Below are 16,409 nucleotides of genomic sequence, written 5' to 3'. Positions count from 1 at the left end.
GTGGTTTTGGCTTATATGCCGCGCGCAATTAGATTTGTGCAAAGCCATACATATTAGGTAATAAATTCTGTATGGTTTTTGGCATATATGCCACGCATAATTAAATTTGTGCAAAACCATACGCGAACACGCTTCGCATGCTCTTTATCATAAATAACCTTACTTAGCCTAACGTTTATAACAGATGTACTGTGCCTCTTATTTTTATTTGACTAAAAAAAGAGGGCGTATATCCAGGCTAAGTGAGGTCGTAGTCTATGGTAAAATCCACCCGTAAGCGTATCAAATCTGTTCTGATCATCAAGCAGATCAAACGCCCAATCTTCTCTCAAACATCCATAATCGGTCGTTCCCGAATGGTAGATACCACTGGGAATGTCTGGGAAATTGGTGAGAGTGTTCCTACATCACTCAATTGGGGACTTTTCCCTGGTCTACCGCCGCTGCTTTTGAGCCAGCTCAAATATTACTTTGAGTCGCTGATCAGCAAAATGGCACCCGACACCATCTATCAGGAATTCGCCACGCTAAAGCGCTTCTTTCGCTCTATTGACGATTTTGATCAAAGCGAAAGCCTGAAGGAGCAGCTCAGTGAGTCTCTTCTGGATTTTATCTTCACGCACAGAGATCGTTCTGACGAAGGAGATCTGTCCGTACTCAGAGCCTGGTACCGGGACTCATACCATCTTGGGTTGACGCTTTTTTCTCGAAACACGGCTCAGCTTCTAAAGCGGTTCAGATTTAGGGGCAACATAAAGGGGATCGATGTTATGACCTACATCGAAAACCGCTCCCCTTTGCACTCTGATGAGCTTATTGCGTTACGCTCGGCATTAGCCGAGTGTCGTGATTACGTAACTCCCTCCGATCCGATGTTCAAGAAATTGGTGGTTACTTGGCTCTATGTAGTGCTGGGGGTCCGGCCTCGCCAGATCTTGCTGCTCATGACATGCGATTTTGCAGTGAATGTGAATACCTCGACAGGGGAAAAGTCATTCATGCTGAACGTTCCCTCGGTGAAAAAGCGCTTCACCGGGATCAGAGAGCGATTTAAACCTCGTTTCATCCCTATTTTCCTGGGAGAACTGCTTGAGATGCTCATTGCTGAGCAATACCGGGGTCTCGCTAACAAGGAGGAGCTGCAAAATAGTGATGCTCTCCCTATATTCCGTAAATCGGCGGAGAACGTTCGTAAAGAGCGGGGCTCAACCTTTGAGCGGTTTCAGGATGCCGCATCAGATCGATTATTTAACAGCGCTCCAAGTGAGGTTGTTGATTTCATCAATCAATACCGGAACAAGGAAGGAAAACCGCAGCTACTGTTAAAACTGTACCCCAGAAGGCTTCGCAAGACGTTTGCGACTCACGCCGCGGCAATGGGGGCGTCCGCAATCACATTGATGGAGCTGCTGGATCATGACGATTTACAGCACGTGATGATTTATTACCAGCTGGGGGTCTCTTTTGCTATTAAGGCAGATGCTGTCTACACCCAGCATTTTAAAGAGTATATCTCCTTCTTCGAAGGCAAGATCACTCTGGCCGAGCTGGTTAACCGTAATGATGTCAAAACCGTATTCGGCCCTGATTCACTCAGAAAGCTGGTCGGGATTGGGTTGTGCGCCAAGCAAGAGCCCTGCAAGTTGCAACCCCCTTATTCGTGCTACAGCTGCAAAAAGTTCGAAGCATCTAACGATGTCTCGGTGCACCGTGAAGTTTTTAACGCGATGCAAGCGGAGATCCGAGAAAAGTTCGGTGACGAAGCCCCTCCCGGGTTTTATACCGCGACACATATCAAAGCTTGTGGTGAATTGATTGAACGTCTGGAGGTGGATCATGAGTAAGTCTGGCGCGCTGTTATCAAATATGTTGATGCCGAATTTCAACGTAAAAAGTGCGAACAAGGAGGTAGCCAAGATCTACAACCTGTGGCAACCAACGGACAGCACGGAAGAGAACTTCCGGCAATTGGTGATTTTGAGCCAAAAACTCTGCCACCTCACATTTAATGGGCAAGTTGACTGGCACAGCAACACCTGGGACATCAGAGCCATGACATCGACGGTTTCCCTCCGCCGGATGGGTGAAGCCTGTAATGTGCTTTTTACTAAACGCTCTGGCTTAAAAGCGCGCCAGAAGCAGAGTAAATCTGCAGAGCGCCCGCTGAGCGAGCCTTTCCTTTCGCTGGCTAAGTCGCTTGTTGTCACGGCTCATACTGAGCGGCCCATTACACATGTGGCGCATATGGTCTTTATTCGCGCCATTCGTTACCTGGAGGAGGTGTTTGAGCTTAATGGTTGCACGAAGATCCATCAGCTTAATCCAGGGCATTTCACTGAGGCGTTAAAACTGGCAATTGCGCAGGGGGAACATCCCTCTACGCTCTATGTTACCGGTGAAAAACTGAGTTCAATCGCCTCTCGTGTGCAAGAGCTCAACCTGACCATCATGCCGCTTAATTGGATAAACCCGATCCCACGTAGCGAGAAGCATGGAGGAAGTCAGCAATTCAGTAACACCAAGCAAGGACGTTCTCGTCGCGCGGAGATGTTACCGAAAACGGCCGCCTTGGTTTTTCTGTCTGCGTTGTGGAAACACTACGATGAGCTGGAGGAGAAGGACAAAGCGCTGATCTGCATGGCTGTGGTACTTATGGTGTGCGGTTTCCGCATGGACGAGTTTGTGAGTTTGGATATCAACTGCATTCCGTCTAGGGAGGAGTTTGAGCGACGTACGCTAGAACTTGATCCCATTTCGGGCAAGTTAAGTCGGATCCTGAAAATTCGAGTCATGGCCAGAAAAAGCTATGTCTGGGATTCCAAGATCGTGCCACCCAGCATGAACGAGCTGATCTTCCAGGCTTATGACAGATTGGTGGCGTTATCTGAAGATCACCGTGTCGTCAGCCGGACGTTGTTGGAGCAGGGAAAATGGCCGTTGTTCATGGAATTTGATGACGATGATCTGCTGACCTCAAGGCAGGTAATGGACATTATCGGCATGTCCTCCACCAGCAATACGATCAGCACCCTTAAACGGTATGGTGTTGAGCCGACACCTGGCTCTAAACACAAGCACACCTTCTTTCGGGTAGGCGATATCCACCGGGCTTTTTCTGATGCATACAGAGAGCGAATTAAGCCCATTGCTGATGGCTTTGGTATGGGCAGTCTCAAGGTGAACGTGTGGGATCTGATCACGTTGCGCTTTAAAGATCAGTATACGCCCAAGGAAGTGCTGAATGTCTTTGCCGAGCCGCTAACCGGCACACAGATCAGAGACTTCTTCCAGGGACGCGATTATAAAGGGCGCATTTCGGGGGATGACAGCCGGATCAAAAGTGTGTTTGAACGTTATGACTTTCCAGAGTTGGCGGATTTAGAGCCGGATCTTCAGGTAAGGACACACCAGTTCCGGCACCTACTGAATACCATCATGCAAGAATCCGATCAATTCTCTCAAGAGGAGATCGCCCGAAACTTCTTGCGCTCAGGTGTGAAGGATAATGCTGCCTACAATCACCGAACACAGAGCAAAGGTGCTGCGCCTGCTATCGAGGGGATTGTCAGTTTGGTCATGGCCAAAAAGGAAGATCTTCCTCTTGAAACGGCAGCGAAGCTCGCTCGAAGCTTTCCATTATTGTCGCCTAATGAGCTGACTAGGGATCTGGATAGTCTCGGGAGTTCTCATGTGATGGATATTGGTCGTTGCCGACATGACTATGTGCAGGGGCCTTGCGGCCTCCACTATGCCTGTTTGCATAACTGCAAACATTATCGGCGAACCAAAGGTGATGCCACTGAGATCGCCCGTCTTGAAGCCCGGCGCTCTATTGCCTTGGAGCAAATGAAGATTGCGCTCACTGACGCTGAGGATGGATTTACCGGCGCTAATCAGTGGTATAACCATCACGCAGAATTGGTGGCCGGTTGTGATGCGGCGCTTGCCGTCGAAAAGGATCCCCAGTACACCCCTGGGCAAATCGTGCAGATCTTCCCTAGCGGCCGGGACTCTTGTGAGGTGAAGTAACGATGGAGCGTTATATCAGCGAGCAACTGGAGCAGCAGATTGTGGCATTTCTGCAGCAGTGGGAAAGTGGCGAGCTGGGTCAAGCTTTGTCCTGGGCAAAGGTGGCGAAAGCGTCTGGCTATACACGCCAGGCGCTTAGCGCTAATCGACCGATCCGAGATGCCTTCAACAAGGCGAAGCAGGCATTAAAAGATCCTAAGAAGAAGCCGCTTGATACTGAAAAGACCCAAAATGAGATCCTTTTATTGCGGGAGGAAAATGCCAGACTGGCTGCACTGGTTCTTGAACACGAAAAACGGTTCATGCGATGGGCGCACAATTGTCAGAGTAAAGGGATTAACTTGCTCGACTTAGATAAGCCCATCGGCGTGAGCTTTAAATTGGTTTCAAGAACGCGGGGACTGCCAAGAGGTTAATTATAATTGACATATGTCGATTATAATCTACATTCAGAGTGGAAACTGAAATGGCTAAGTAAGTTCCCTTCTTATTCTTAGTGCCATGGATGGCGCTTTTTTTCTTATGAAAGCGCTACTGCAAAACTGAGTAGTTTCATATTGTTGTCTTGATGTTTGCGGTGCTGAGTTTGCTTTTTCATCTCCTGTTTTTCTTTTATTTGTACCCTTTTAGCTGGTTTGTGATTTCTTAAGAAATGGCCACCAACAGACATTTTTATTGAATATTGAATTTTTATGTCAATTAAGTTTGACATATGTCGATTATAATCTACATTTTTTATGAGTGTTTTTTGTACAGTCAAACTTCCAGGGATGGGTAGGTTGCCAGGTACGGCCAAGAAAATGGTTATACATCGGAGACAACTTATGATGACCATCCCTGTAAACCCGCTCGACATGCTTATCCAATCGTTCAGCGAGAAAAAAGCTAAACGATGCCGGTTACTTAACCTCAGAGATTATTTAATCTGCTCCTTGTTTATTAATCCACATAGCAAAAACCTTGTTGTCGTGTTTGGTGGTGCAGATGAGAGAAATAATGCGGATGCGTTGATGGGCTGGCTGGTTAGATCGGTAGAGCAAGATCGGTCTTTTATGCATTTGGCGCCCAAGGAAGTGGAAGCCAGGTTGCTACGACTACTCTCAGACCAACTGGGTGTCTGGCAAGATTAAGATATTGGGATCACTTCTCGGGCACATGCTCGATGAGTTTTTCGATAGGGACCTTAAAAAAATTGCACAGACGATCAATGGTATCCAGCGACACCACAGAGCCGGGCTCATTCAACATTTTTGACAATGTTGCCCGACTTAGATCGGTCGCTTCACAGATCTCATTGAGTGTAAGCCGTTTACGATCTTGAAATGACTTTTGCTCTATCAATGTCATGAGGTGGTACTTGATCATAAGCTCTCCTACGCAGTCGTGTCTTTATCATAACTGGTTTTTGGAAAATTGAGCACAAAACCTGCTCAACGGAGGTCGAAATGAGAGCGATCATGCGCGATAGCACTGGCAAGTTGAATATACGGCTAAAATTCCTTGGGTGTAGCTTCGCAGAGCCTACCAATTTCGTTGATTCAAAGACGAACCGTGCGCGACTGTCTACCATCTTAAATGCCATTCAACATGGCGTAAGACAGGGTGAATTCGATTACGTCAGTTACTTCCCGCACAGTAGAAACCTCACGAAGATCATTTCGCTCAAATCTAAGTTCATTGCCTTAGATGAGAGACGCCTTCCGACGGTGCAGCAATTCTATCAGTATCAGTTTGAGCAACACCGTTACTATGTTAATCCAAAACGCGCGGCTCGGATCATGGCCTGTTTTGGCGATGTGCCCGTCGACCGTGTGTCGGGACGGCATCTATGCAAGCTTGCCTATGAGCTCCGGGATTTGCGTGAGATCAGCCTGGAAGAGCGGATCAGAACGCTTAGGCTGGCCTTAAATATACTCGACCAGTCCGCCGTGGCCTTTATGCTGGATAAGCCTCTTCACTTGACTCCCAGTGATGATAATCAAGCTTTGTTGGGCTATTTAGATGTCCTGGTGATTTGCGACTGTGTCCCCTCTAAGTACCGTGATTTTTTCCTGTTGCAGTACATCACCGGGCTGCCGGCGTCGATATTGCTGAGCTTGAAGTGGGAGCAGTATCGTCCTGATGAAGCTTTTTTTGAATTATCCGGCCGGTTCGTGCATGTCGACAAGTATGCCCGAGAACTGCTGTTCAAGCTAAAACAGCGCTCAGGAAATAACCAATATGTCTTTTGTAACTCTCTTGGTCAAAAACTTGAGGGAAGACTGAATTGGTTACGGAACGAGTGTTGGCGTACTGCCTGTTCGAGTGCCGGCATGGGACAGCTGGGTAGCCGCGCACTTCGGGATGCTTCAGTCATATACCTGTATGCCGGTGGGATGAGTGTGGAGCAGATCTGCCAACAAACCGGGATCCTTTTTAAACCCACGGTGCAACGGATCCTATCTCAATATCTGTTGCAGTGTCTGTCATGAGGCGAGTTTACGGCGGTGAGTTTATTGAATATTTCTTTTACCGGGAACGTTCATCTCCGATATTTTACGCCTATGGGATCCGGTATCTGGAGCCTATAGGTGCGCATCTGATCAGAACTTCTCCAATCACCGATTTCGATGCAAACCGCCGTCGATTCAGGACGATATACAAGTTTTATTCGCTTTACCACGAAATCGACGATCCAGCCTACAAAACCTTAATTTGTGATTTGTTTGGCCATATCAAGCTGCCAGATTTCGTGGAAGAGTTAATTCTAGGGCCGGCATCCTTAATTGTGCACTGAGCACGGGCGTTAATGATTTGCGTCCACAATGCTTATAACAGCCTAACCTGCATCAAAACGTTATTTTTTTAACAGTCAGCGAGGTTTGCATGCTTCCATTATCACTTATCAAGGTGACAGTGACGGATTTGGAGTACGTTATTAAATATCTACTGCTACTGTGTCACTCGAAGCGTTCTATTGAAAACAACAACCCTATCCACAATAGCTATAACCGGATCAGCCTGTTTTACCTTGGTCTCCGGGTAGAGAAAGCGATGCTGTTTCTTAATGGCCTAGATTTTATTGAGGAGGTTGATAACGTGTGTGAAGATTTGGATAAGCTCATCACGTGGATTTTCCCCCTGGCCGAAATACAGAAACTCAAAACTGCTATTCGCCAAAACCGGCACCAATCAAAGTATTGGTCGCCGGTGTTCCACAAATATCATGGGGAGAGCAATAAACCAGTCATCATAGCTGCGCGTGAGCGTGTCACAGAAACTCTTCAGCAATAAAAAAGAGGAGATCAAACCTCCTCTTGATTGTCGCTTAAATTCGGTTTTATGCCACTTTACGACGGGCACCCATCATCAGTATCAGCACGCCGGCTGCAGCCAACCCAGCAGGGGCTGACACATCAGCCATGTTAATGGGTGCATTGGGGTTGTTGATGTTAATTGTCGGGTCGTTGATGGAGCTTAGCGTTGTACCTCCATCACTCACAAGATATATGCCTTCGTAATTCCTCTTTTTGTCTAAGTTAGTGGCGTAATGATAGCTAAACCAAACAGCAGCACCGTTAACTTGTCGAGAGCTGAATCCATATGTACTGCCTGAAACTTCATAGTAGCCATATGTGTGCCCTGTAACGTTTTGTCCGAACATTGAATGGGTGGCGCGTTGCTCTGCCGTAGAAGAGACCGTCGCATTGCTGAATACGTCCTTGCGCGGCTCTATGGTTGGAAAGAGAGAGACAGCAAGTGTCTTTATTTCATCATGCGTTGGCAATCGCCAGCCCGCGTAAACAGTGTCTAAAAGCGCTTTAACTTCATTGATACTTTTTCCGCCTGTCTCAGTCAAATCCAGCCACTCCAGGCCAGTTTGCGTATCCAAAGTAGCAAGTCCGTCACCAATACTCTTCCAATCTGTGGCGACAAAAGCCGCACTTGCCTGTCCTGAGATTAACCCTGTAACTAGGGTAGCGATAACGAGAAGCTTCTTAAGCATAGTCAATTCCTTTTACACGTTAAAAATGGGCGAAGAGCCTGTCAGTGTTCTTTACGCGAAATCAGTGGCTTTCCCTGATTAAATGCGCTATTGACAAGATATGTTCAAATTTCATGCCATTAAAATGGGTCGGGGTTTAAAACGATTTAATCTGACACTAGCTCTGCAAATTGCCAAAAGTTTCCCGGCTGGTATACTGTATATAAATACAGTTTTGGAGGGTGACGTTGGCGGTATTGATTGGCAAAGCGGGTGATAAGTGGCCACAAACGCCACTTCCCTTTTTTTGTGATCCTGTAAAAGCCGGTTTTCCTTCACCGGCTCAGGATTATGTTGAGTGCGAGCTTGATTTAAACGAGCTGTGTATCCGGAATCCGTACGCAACCTTTTTTGTTAGAGTCGAAGGTGACTCCATGATTGGCGCCGGGATCTATGACGGAGATGTACTGGTTGTTGACCGCTCAGTCGATGCCGAGCATGGAGATATCGTGGTGGCCGCGGTTGGAAACGAATTTACCGTAAAAGAGCTGTGTACCAGGCCATCGCTATGCCTGATCCCCCATAACCCAGCCTACAAACCAATCTGGCCACGTAACGGTGAAAGCCTCGATATCTTCGGGGTCGTGACCAACGTGATTAGAAAAATGAAACGCAAATGACAACTCCCCTCTTTGCTTTAGTGGACTGTAACAATTTTTACGCCAGTTGCGAGAAACTGTTTCGCCCTGATTTAGCCCATACCCCGGTTGTTGTGTTATCAAATAACGACGGCTGCGTGGTGGCGCGATCGAGAGAAGCTAAGAAACTTGGTGTTAAAATGGGTGTGCCGGTATTTCAGGCGCGCGAGCTCATACAGAAGCACGGCGTTGTGGCGTTCTCCTCTAACTACGCGCTTTACGCAGATATGTCTCAGCGCGTCATGAGCACACTGGAAAGCCTGGCACCCAGGGTTGAGGTCTACTCGATTGATGAAGCCTTTCTTGATCTCTCCGGTATGGAAAACACCCATGATCTGACGGAGTTTGGCTTTACCATTCGTAAAACCATCCTTAAGTGGATTGGGATCACCGTCTGTGTTGGTATTGCCCCTACCAAGACCCTTGCCAAGCTCGCCAACCACGCCGCTAAAACCTGGCAAAAGACGGGTGGTGTTGTGGATCTTACCTGCAAAGCGCGACAACGAAAGTTACTGGCCTTGCTTCCGGTGGATGAAGTATGGGGAATCGGTGGCAAGTTAACAAAGCGGCTGCAGGCGCTTGGCATACACACTGCGCTACAATTAGCTGATGCCGATCCCCGTTTTATCAGACAACAGTTTTCTGTTGTTGTGGAGAGGACTGTTCGTGAGCTTAATGGTGAGAGCTGCATTGCATTGGAAGAAATGGCTCCCACGAAAAAACAAATCGTCAGCAGCCGGGCTTTTGGTGAGCGCATCACTGATAAGCAGGAAATGCGAGAAGCTATCAGTGAATACATTAGTCGGGCCTGTAAGAAACTCCGTCAGGAAGGACAGGACGCTAAGCACCTTACCGTATTTCTCAGAACGAGCCCATTTAGTGACAAGGATGCGCCTTATAGTGCGAGCCGAAGTGTTGAGCTGGATAGGCCAAGCAGTGATACCCGGGTATTTTTAACTCATGCTATGCAATTGCTCGACAAAATTTGGGTTAACGGTTACCGCTATGCAAAAGCTGGGGTTATGCTCTCGGACTTTTACGATCCAGGGATATATCAGCCAAGTTTATTTGACATGCCGGCCGAAGACGACGAGTCAGCGCACAGGCTTATGCAGCTTATGGATCAGCTTAACAGCAAGCATGCAAAAACAGTTTGGTTCGCTGGGCAAGGGATTAGTCAAAGCTGGGGAATGAAGCGAGAAGCTCTATCTCCCGCATATACAACAAATTGGCAGCAACTTCCCGTTGCCAGATGATCAAAGTGTCATGACATGAATATTCGTCCACGCTGGAGAGCTGGCCTTTGGTTTAACCTGGTGTTGACGGCAACCGTGTGTTCTTAATCAGAAAAAGCCTGTCAAGCCTATGCACTTAGCGTCCGATTGGATAACTTACGATTGCTTGAGAATTATGAAGCGCCATCATCTGATCTCCTCTGACACCATGAAATGGAAATTGAGCGAACTCAAAACCTCTGGTCTGTAAATTTAGATAAAGGAATTTATCTGACAAAGACAGCTGTTGGGCATGAGCCGGGAATGTACCTTCACCTTTCTTTGTGACCATAAACGCGATAGGAAAAAAGCTTAACAAACTACAAAAAGATAAATGCCCTGCATTCCGAAAGGCCACAAATTTAGCACTAATATGCATATTAAACGGGTAAAACCAGTAATAGATATCGTGAGTGCCATCAATTGCTGAATCATTCCCCAGAACAAAGCGTTTTAGGGGCTCAAAATAAGGTGTGTTTACTGGTTCCGTTTTGCATTCTTCCACCGAGGTTGCCGCTAAAACATGTCCGATCATTGCCCGAGCAAACCTGATTGAATTGACGTTTGTCTGGATAGTTGAGTAGGGGCTGTTTGCTAACTGAAAATAGTGCGAAATCTTTGATGTCAGATCTTTGCAGACTCTCGCTATTTCGTCATCATTGCCGCCCAACACACGATTATTGCAGTCGTGACAAATTGTCTTAAACTTGCTTCCATTATTGGAAACAACACCTCTGATGTCATCAACACTTAACCCCTTCATTTCTGTAATGTGCCGCTGTTCAACCTTGGTAATCGTGATCGCACCTTTAGGAGGGACATGATCAGGTGAAAGACGGCCATAGCTGCCGCAAATTAAGCAGTAACCTTCGTTAATTGAAGTGTGGCGAGATCGCTCTGAAATGCGAACCGTGAATTTTCCCATTCTTTGTAATCCCTTAAAGACTCAATCATCGTCAAAGCACGCTTGCATCATCCCAAAAGATGAAAATCAGTGTAACATTAGTCAAGAGTCGACATGACCAATGTCCGTGATTCCTCTATGATTTGGAGATAGTCAATGTCAGCCTCTCTACAGAATGTTTGCATGACGTGATCAAATAAGGCGATTGCTCTGTCGAAAACGCTTACCATTGCATTAACTTCACGCACTAACTTCAAGATACCGTCAGTATTACCGATAGATGCCTCTGACATAAAAAAAGCATGTGCGAGGTGATTTCTAGCACTCAGTACTGTTTCCAAAAATAATCTTGTATCATCGTTTATTACGCCGGATTTTATTACCGGGTAAAGAAGTTTCCCCAGTGTTTTTTTAGACCAAACGCCATCTTCTTTTGGGTCTACGCCAGATGGTTCGAGCTTTTCCGATAAAACCCATAGTGTTACAAGATTGAATTCGACAATTTGGGCTTTGTGCACCGCTCTGCCGACATGTTGATAAAGCGCCTGGAGATCTGTCATTTTTCTTTGGCTCCATTCGGACGCGCAATCAACAACTCGTATAGCTCCAGCAAACTTGAAAGCTCCAATTTCTGGCTTCTGGAAAGTTCCTCATCAAAATTTGAGTTTTGCCCTCTAAATCGGATAACAGCATTTTCTGATTTCGATATTTTCTTGGCAAGAGAAAGACTGAAATCATCGGCATCCGTAATATTCCACTCATATACGGTTCCATTTTCATGGCGTCGTTTGAAATTAACTCTATTGCTACTCCAACGGAACTCGTCAGCAGAAACACTGTATTGAGAAATAAATAGCCAGTCGTCTCCGCGATAATTAACAGCAACCAATGGATGAACATCACCTTCATTTGTGATCAGTAAACGCAATGACCAAAAGTTATGTATCCCTTGTGACGAACTCCCATACACAATTACTCTTTTATCAAAGTCATCATACTCAAATACAAATGAAGCCAGTAAGTCAGCAATTCTTGGGCCTGTTTCCGGGTATCTTGCAGCAATTGTCCTCAGGAAAGAAAGTTGTGCCTTATTCATGCGAGGCCCAAATTGGTGAAACAAACTGTAAGTCAGTTCTTCACCTCTGTTTATGCTCGTGATCATTGTTTTCGCCCCTGGATAAATTGGGCCGGGCTGGAAATTATCTATTTCTTTAAGAACCTCTTTATCTGCAGGCTTGACATAAGAAGGACCAGAACCACTTTCATAATAAATCAAGTATACGGTTTGTCCATCTTCCAAAAGGATCTCTTTGGCAATGTCTTTGATTGGCGATATGCTGGTTACACCGGTGAATATAAAGCGTTTACCGACGTTGCCGTGGTAATAGAGCCCATCATCTTCACACTCTGTACGAAAAGAGTATCTAGGAGCATCGGGAAGCGAGGTGCAAACCCCCTTGTAATAACTGTCATAATCAGCACCTTTAAGTTTACCCAAAATAAAAACTTCTTTCCCTTGAGGATTAAAAGTCGGGCGGACCTCTTTAGCTTCTGATGAGAATGTTAATACCGAAGTGAAAAATCCTAACAGCATAAACAAAGCTGATTTTTTCATGATGCATCCTGCTTTTCGATTAGTTTCACTAATATAGCAGGTCTCATTTTTTATCTGCCCAAAAAATAATACAAAATTTCATAGAGTTAACATTTAAGTAATTAGCTGATTTTTCGATACAACAAAACCAATGACAGTTGCTTTTGATGATTTATTCCGCAGAAGGCGGTTGAATTCCTCCCGCTCCCACTCCTAATTTTACTAGGTGGGTTTTCAATTACCGCGGAAGAAACGGTCGTTTTCTTTACACTTCCGGCCGATACTCAAATCAACTCACTTCAGCCTCAAAACGTGTAAATAAATTCTGTAAAGAAATCTATGTAAATTTTAGGTACCTTTTCTATGCGTTTGAACTAGAATCCAAAAGGTGAATCGGTTGTTGGAGGTGAACGATGATTGTTGGTTATGCCCGGGTGAGTACTCAAGACCAATCTCTTGATCTCCAGAGCGATGCTTTAAGAGCGGCCGGCTGTGAGGAAATTTTCAGCGAGAAGATTACAGGTAAGCAACGCGAGCGGCCTGAATTGCAAAACTGCCTGCGGATGCTTCGTAAAGGCGATGTATTGGTTGTTTGGAAACTCGACCGCCTGGCGCGCTCACTCAAAGACCTGGTTGAGCTCATTACCGAGCTTGAAGCAAAACAGGTCGGCTTTCGCTCTATTACCGAGGCTATAGATACCACTACCGCCGGTGGCAAGTTGGTGTTTCACATATTTGGCGCATTGGCTGAGTTTGAGCACAACCTTATCCGCGAACGAACACTTGCCGGCTTAGCTGCTGCCAGAGCGAGAGGGCGAAAAGGTGGGCGCAAACCCTCTATGAGCCAGTCCGATATTCAAAAAGCAACTGCAATGTTGTTAGATTCTAAAATAACGAAGACTGATGTTGCCAAACACTTTAAGGTAAGTCGCGTGACGTTAAATAAAGCGTTGGACAGTAGTGAATAAGCGCGGAAATGATTGTATTAGAGCAATAGCAGGCGTTTTTTGCTAAACGGGGTTCTCCTAATCTCGTGATGCTAACTAACCTGGTTGAGATTGCAGGAAAGTATTTAACATAAGCATTTAAGATTTTTACCTTCATATCGTGCCAGTTAGAATAGGTGAATTTAGTTTACCCAAAACAAATTCTGATATAAAACATGCTACATGCTCAACAGTAAAAGGATATTTAAATGAGCCTTGTTGAAAATGCACTTAATGAATTCCTCAAATCGTCTGAAGCTGGTGTTTTTGCTTTAATTGGAGATTGGGGGGTAGGTAAGACGCATATCTGGAATCAGATTATTGAAGAAAAAAAGGATTCATTAACAAGACCAAAATACTCATATGTCAGCCTGTTTGGTTTAACCTCTATAATAGATGTAAAGCGAGAAATATTCCTAAATGCAGTCGATAAGAAAAAGATAGGTCAGAATCCTGACTTAGACACGCTTTCTGGTAACTTTACTCCCAAGTTGAAAAAACTTGGCGGAGTCCTACAGAGCGTTCCATTGCTTAAGCGTATGCTTCCAAGCGAAGAAAGCCTTATGTTTTTTGCACTTAAAGATTTAGTAATTTGTCTAGATGATCTTGAGAGAGCTGGTAAAGGTCTTGATGTTAAAGATGTGCTTGGACTTGCTTCAAGTTTAAAAGAGCAAAAAAATTCCAAGGTCGTTATTTTACTCAATCGTGCTCAGCAAATTAACGACGATTATGAAAAATATAAGGAAAAAGTCGTTGATTTTGAATTTGAATATAAACCACGGCCAGACCAGATATTCGATATCGTTTTTGACAATAGCTTCCAATTCTACGCATACGCCAAGCAAAAGTCAGAGTCTTTGGGAATTAGAAACATCCGAGTTCTCAAAAGATGCAAATCACTAATAGACTCTATTTTTACCGATTTATCTGTCTACAGTGACGCTTTGGTAGAAGATGTTATCAGTTCACTAATCTTATATAGTCATTGTAATTTTTCTCACCATGCCGACAACTCGATACCAAGCTGCACATTTATTTCTGAGTATAAAGCTAGTGATGTTTTTTCATTGTATTACAAGATGGATGGTGAGGCATCAACATCTCCTGAACAACTTCAGAGAAAAAAATGGATAAAATATTTTGAAGCTTATGGTTACGGAGAAACTGACGAGAAAGACTCCGTTTTGTTAGAAGGCGTTGTTTGTGGATTTATAGACAAAGAGAAATTACATCCGCTCCTTGCGTCTAGAGATCTTGAGTTTCGTCAAACTGCCTTGGCTGGAGATATTAAGAAAGCTTGGGAAATTTTTAGAGGTAGTTTTGATGATAATGCTGACGCATTTATTGCAGCTCTATATGAGTCATCAAAATCTAATATAAAGCACATAGGCTTTGCCGACTTAAATTCAGCAGTTAAGAGGCTTAGACAGTTGGACAGGTCGGACTATGCTGATGAGATCATCGGCTTGTTTGTGGAAAGCAGGGCTACTGAAAACGATACGTCACAGATAGAAGAAGCTTTTGACAGTGTTTCTGATGAGATAGATCCAAAAATACGTGATATTTGGTCGCAACAACTCAAGCGGAAAGCCTCAGTAAATTTTACAGATGCAGCCGTCCGATTGCTTAATGGACAATATGCTGAAGAGCACATCGTTGCTGTGGTAAATGGCTCGGTATCTGATTACGTTGATTTTCTCAAAGCGAGTCATGGAGGGTATCGGATGGTGGATAAGGTTCGAACCTTAGAAAAATATAAACACTACTCAGGTAGTAACAAGCAATACTCAAGGATTTTTGACAAGTTAGTCGATGCACTGAAGCTAATCGCAGAAGAAAGTAAGATAAATAAAATGCGAGTGGATAGCTTTAATATTTTGCCCAAAGTTTTGTAGAGTTCTCAGCCACTCGACATATTCATGCGACACTTACGATATGGCATTTTATGATTATTTCCTTGTCTAACTTGTATACAACCTGCATCACCAAGCACATGAAGGCTGAATCAGTTACCTTAATGTTCCATCTGCGTGATGTATTAAAAACCTCTTACTTAGCATGTCAGTTGTGATAGCCTTCACAACAAAACAATTCGCTAAAAACATCTACCTAGGGATTTTAGCCTAAATTTTTAATAAATAAGGAAAAATATGAAAAAGACAACGGCGTTCGATGTTTTTGAGAAATGCGTCCAAGCTGTTCAGGAAGGTGAACTAATTGAGTCACTCTCTTCTAAAGATAAAGAATTTCACTTTCAAAACTGGTTCCAAGCAAGGCTTGAAACACTCTCAATGCACTTTGAGGGATCTGGTCGGAATACATATCCTGATTTCAGTTTGGTCGAACATACAGAGGGTTATGAAATTAAAGGGCTTGCATGGCCAGGTCGTGAAAGGGACTATGATTCGAACAGCCAGGTCCCAACGGGCTACCATAATGGTCGTCAAATTTTCTATGTTTTTGGTCGTTACCCTGCAGACTTATCCGGCTATGTTGAGAGTAGTAATGGACGTAAACAGTACCCGGTTGTAGACCTAGTAATTTGTCACGGTGATTTCCTTAATGCTGATCATAACTATGTTCACAAAAACAAGAGCGTTAAGGGGTTTGGAACCTATGGTGATATTATGATCCGCGACAGAAAAATGTACGTAGCGCCAACCCCTTTTGCGCTAACCGAGGGGACTACCGGCCTTATGACTCTTATTTTACCTGAAAACTTTGGCTGTGATGAACGGTATCAAGCGGTTGGTGAATTGACACGAGTCGAGTCGGAATCATTAGTCGTTGGATATAACTTTGATCTTCGTACTAATGAGCTTCGAGCTGAACGGGTCCCAAATCCAAAGGCAGGTACTGAGCATAAATTTATTGCTTACCGTCTAAAAACACAAACAAGTAAAAGTGTCTCAATATCAGGGGCTTCAGTGTCTTCAGAAACGAACGGAAAGTCCGATTAA

The 16,409-nt window shown here is 44.8% G+C and carries 16 protein-coding genes; 11 read left to right on the top strand and 5 right to left on the bottom strand.

Features of this window, described 5'->3' with window-relative positions; translation table 11 throughout:
• The first annotated feature begins 257 nt into the window (after positions 1–257).
• From JAO78_RS06690 to JAO78_RS06675, 4 genes are all read left to right on the top strand, one after another.
• The gene (locus tag JAO78_RS06690) at positions 258–1,844 is read left to right on the top strand and encodes a tyrosine-type recombinase/integrase (RefSeq protein WP_226750590.1); all 1,587 of its coding nucleotides are present in this window, start codon (positions 258–260) and stop codon (positions 1,842–1,844) included.
• The gene (locus JAO78_RS06685) at positions 1,837–4,029 is read left to right on the top strand and encodes a hypothetical protein (protein WP_226750589.1); all 2,193 of its coding nucleotides are present in this window, start codon (positions 1,837–1,839) and stop codon (positions 4,027–4,029) included. The genes JAO78_RS06690 and JAO78_RS06685 overlap by 8 nt, the downstream gene beginning before the upstream one ends.
• Before the next feature lie 2 nt (positions 4,030–4,031).
• On the top strand, positions 4,032–4,445 hold the full coding sequence (locus JAO78_RS06680; RefSeq protein WP_226750588.1) for a hypothetical protein: 414 nt from the start codon (positions 4,032–4,034) through the stop codon (positions 4,443–4,445).
• A gap of 408 nt (positions 4,446–4,853) precedes the next feature.
• Positions 4,854–5,159 (top strand): hypothetical protein, encoded by a 306-nt coding sequence (locus JAO78_RS06675; RefSeq protein WP_226750587.1) that lies wholly within the window; start codon positions 4,854–4,856, stop codon positions 5,157–5,159.
• Between the two features lie 10 nt (positions 5,160–5,169).
• On the opposite strand, the gene JAO78_RS06670 is transcribed toward JAO78_RS06675, so the two are convergent.
• A complete protein-coding gene (locus JAO78_RS06670; protein ID WP_226750586.1) occupies positions 5,170–5,394 on the bottom strand; it encodes a helix-turn-helix domain-containing protein in 225 nt (74 codons plus the stop codon).
• A gap of 80 nt (positions 5,395–5,474) precedes the next feature.
• Here JAO78_RS06670 and JAO78_RS06665 point away from each other — a divergent pair, with 80 nt between their 5' ends.
• Both JAO78_RS06665 and JAO78_RS06660 read left to right on the top strand, forming a co-directional pair.
• On the top strand, positions 5,475–6,500 hold the full coding sequence (locus JAO78_RS06665; protein ID WP_226750585.1) for an Arm DNA-binding domain-containing protein: 1,026 nt from the start codon (positions 5,475–5,477) through the stop codon (positions 6,498–6,500).
• 394 nt (positions 6,501–6,894) lie between these two features.
• Complete coding sequence (locus JAO78_RS06660; RefSeq protein ID WP_226750584.1) at positions 6,895–7,302, top strand: hypothetical protein; 408 nt, start codon at positions 6,895–6,897, stop codon at positions 7,300–7,302.
• Between the two features lie 46 nt (positions 7,303–7,348).
• Here JAO78_RS06660 and JAO78_RS06655 read toward each other — a convergent pair whose 3' ends face one another.
• Positions 7,349–8,014 carry an Lcl C-terminal domain-containing protein gene (locus JAO78_RS06655; RefSeq protein WP_226750583.1) on the bottom strand — a complete coding sequence of 222 codons (666 nt, stop codon included), beginning with the start codon at positions 8,012–8,014 and terminating at the stop codon, positions 7,349–7,351.
• 239 nt (positions 8,015–8,253) lie between these two features.
• On the opposite strand from JAO78_RS06655, the gene umuD reads away from it, so the two are divergent.
• The gene (gene umuD / locus JAO78_RS06650; RefSeq protein ID WP_439647504.1) at positions 8,254–8,673 is read left to right on the top strand and encodes a translesion error-prone DNA polymerase V autoproteolytic subunit; all 420 of its coding nucleotides are present in this window, start codon (positions 8,254–8,256) and stop codon (positions 8,671–8,673) included.
• Positions 8,670–9,947 (top strand): translesion error-prone DNA polymerase V subunit UmuC, encoded by a 1,278-nt coding sequence (gene umuC, locus JAO78_RS06645; protein WP_226750582.1) that lies wholly within the window; start codon positions 8,670–8,672, stop codon positions 9,945–9,947. Before umuD ends, umuC begins: the two co-directional genes overlap by 4 nt.
• Positions 9,948–10,062: 115 nt before the next feature.
• Here umuC and JAO78_RS06640 read toward each other — a convergent pair whose 3' ends face one another.
• The 3 genes from JAO78_RS06640 to JAO78_RS06630 all read right to left on the bottom strand — a co-directional run bounded on the left by JAO78_RS06640 (position 10,063) and on the right by JAO78_RS06630 (position 12,484).
• On the bottom strand, positions 10,063–10,890 hold the full coding sequence (locus JAO78_RS06640) for a metal-binding protein (RefSeq protein WP_226750581.1): 828 nt from the start codon (positions 10,888–10,890) through the stop codon (positions 10,063–10,065).
• A gap of 77 nt (positions 10,891–10,967) precedes the next feature.
• On the bottom strand, positions 10,968–11,429 hold the full coding sequence (locus JAO78_RS06635; protein ID WP_226750580.1) for a hypothetical protein: 462 nt from the start codon (positions 11,427–11,429) through the stop codon (positions 10,968–10,970).
• A complete protein-coding gene (locus JAO78_RS06630) occupies positions 11,426–12,484 on the bottom strand; it encodes a hypothetical protein (RefSeq protein ID WP_226750579.1) in 1,059 nt (352 codons plus the stop codon). The genes JAO78_RS06635 and JAO78_RS06630 overlap by 4 nt, the downstream gene beginning before the upstream one ends.
• A 392-nt stretch (positions 12,485–12,876) precedes the next feature.
• Here JAO78_RS06630 and JAO78_RS06625 point away from each other — a divergent pair, with 392 nt between their 5' ends.
• The 3 genes from JAO78_RS06625 (at position 12,877) to JAO78_RS06615 (ending at position 16,409) form a co-directional block, all read left to right on the top strand.
• Positions 12,877–13,431 (top strand): recombinase family protein, encoded by a 555-nt coding sequence (locus JAO78_RS06625; RefSeq protein ID WP_226750578.1) that lies wholly within the window; start codon positions 12,877–12,879, stop codon positions 13,429–13,431.
• Between the two features lie 227 nt (positions 13,432–13,658).
• Positions 13,659–15,344 carry a P-loop NTPase fold protein gene (locus JAO78_RS06620; protein WP_226750577.1) on the top strand — a complete coding sequence of 562 codons (1,686 nt, stop codon included), beginning with the start codon at positions 13,659–13,661 and terminating at the stop codon, positions 15,342–15,344.
• Positions 15,345–15,599: 255 nt separating this feature from the next.
• Positions 15,600–16,409 (top strand): hypothetical protein, encoded by an 810-nt coding sequence (locus tag JAO78_RS06615; protein WP_226750576.1) that lies wholly within the window; start codon positions 15,600–15,602, stop codon positions 16,407–16,409.

The organism is Alishewanella maricola (assembly GCF_016343785.1).
Taxonomy (GTDB): domain Bacteria; phylum Pseudomonadota; class Gammaproteobacteria; order Enterobacterales; family Alteromonadaceae; genus Alishewanella; species Alishewanella maricola.
This window is presented reverse-complemented; position numbering and strand designations above follow the sequence as displayed.

What these genes read in the sequence shown, in the direction of transcription:
- JAO78_RS06630 (WP_226750579.1), bottom strand. Translation starts at nt 12,484, where the DNA reads ATGAAAAAATCAGCTTTGTTTATGCTGTTAGGATTTTTCACTTCGGTA.
- JAO78_RS06640 (WP_226750581.1), bottom strand. Translation starts at nt 10,890, where the DNA reads ATGGGAAAATTCACGGTTCGCATTTCAGAGCGATCTCGCCACACTTCA.
- JAO78_RS06660 (WP_226750584.1), top strand. Translation starts at nt 6,895, where the DNA reads ATGCTTCCATTATCACTTATCAAGGTGACAGTGACGGATTTGGAGTAC.
- JAO78_RS06690 (WP_226750590.1), top strand. Translation starts at nt 258, where the DNA reads ATGGTAAAATCCACCCGTAAGCGTATCAAATCTGTTCTGATCATCAAG.
- JAO78_RS06685 (WP_226750589.1), top strand. Translation starts at nt 1,837, where the DNA reads ATGAGTAAGTCTGGCGCGCTGTTATCAAATATGTTGATGCCGAATTTC.
- JAO78_RS06615 (WP_226750576.1), top strand. Translation starts at nt 15,600, where the DNA reads ATGAAAAAGACAACGGCGTTCGATGTTTTTGAGAAATGCGTCCAAGCT.
- JAO78_RS06670 (WP_226750586.1), bottom strand. Translation starts at nt 5,394, where the DNA reads ATGATCAAGTACCACCTCATGACATTGATAGAGCAAAAGTCATTTCAA.
- JAO78_RS06655 (WP_226750583.1), bottom strand. Translation starts at nt 8,014, where the DNA reads ATGCTTAAGAAGCTTCTCGTTATCGCTACCCTAGTTACAGGGTTAATC.
- JAO78_RS06620 (WP_226750577.1), top strand. Translation starts at nt 13,659, where the DNA reads ATGAGCCTTGTTGAAAATGCACTTAATGAATTCCTCAAATCGTCTGAA.
- JAO78_RS06680 (WP_226750588.1), top strand. Translation starts at nt 4,032, where the DNA reads ATGGAGCGTTATATCAGCGAGCAACTGGAGCAGCAGATTGTGGCATTT.
- JAO78_RS06625 (WP_226750578.1), top strand. Translation starts at nt 12,877, where the DNA reads ATGATTGTTGGTTATGCCCGGGTGAGTACTCAAGACCAATCTCTTGAT.
- JAO78_RS06675 (WP_226750587.1), top strand. Translation starts at nt 4,854, where the DNA reads ATGATGACCATCCCTGTAAACCCGCTCGACATGCTTATCCAATCGTTC.
- umuC (WP_226750582.1), top strand. Translation starts at nt 8,670, where the DNA reads ATGACAACTCCCCTCTTTGCTTTAGTGGACTGTAACAATTTTTACGCC.
- JAO78_RS06635 (WP_226750580.1), bottom strand. Translation starts at nt 11,429, where the DNA reads ATGACAGATCTCCAGGCGCTTTATCAACATGTCGGCAGAGCGGTGCAC.
- JAO78_RS06665 (WP_226750585.1), top strand. Translation starts at nt 5,475, where the DNA reads ATGAGAGCGATCATGCGCGATAGCACTGGCAAGTTGAATATACGGCTA.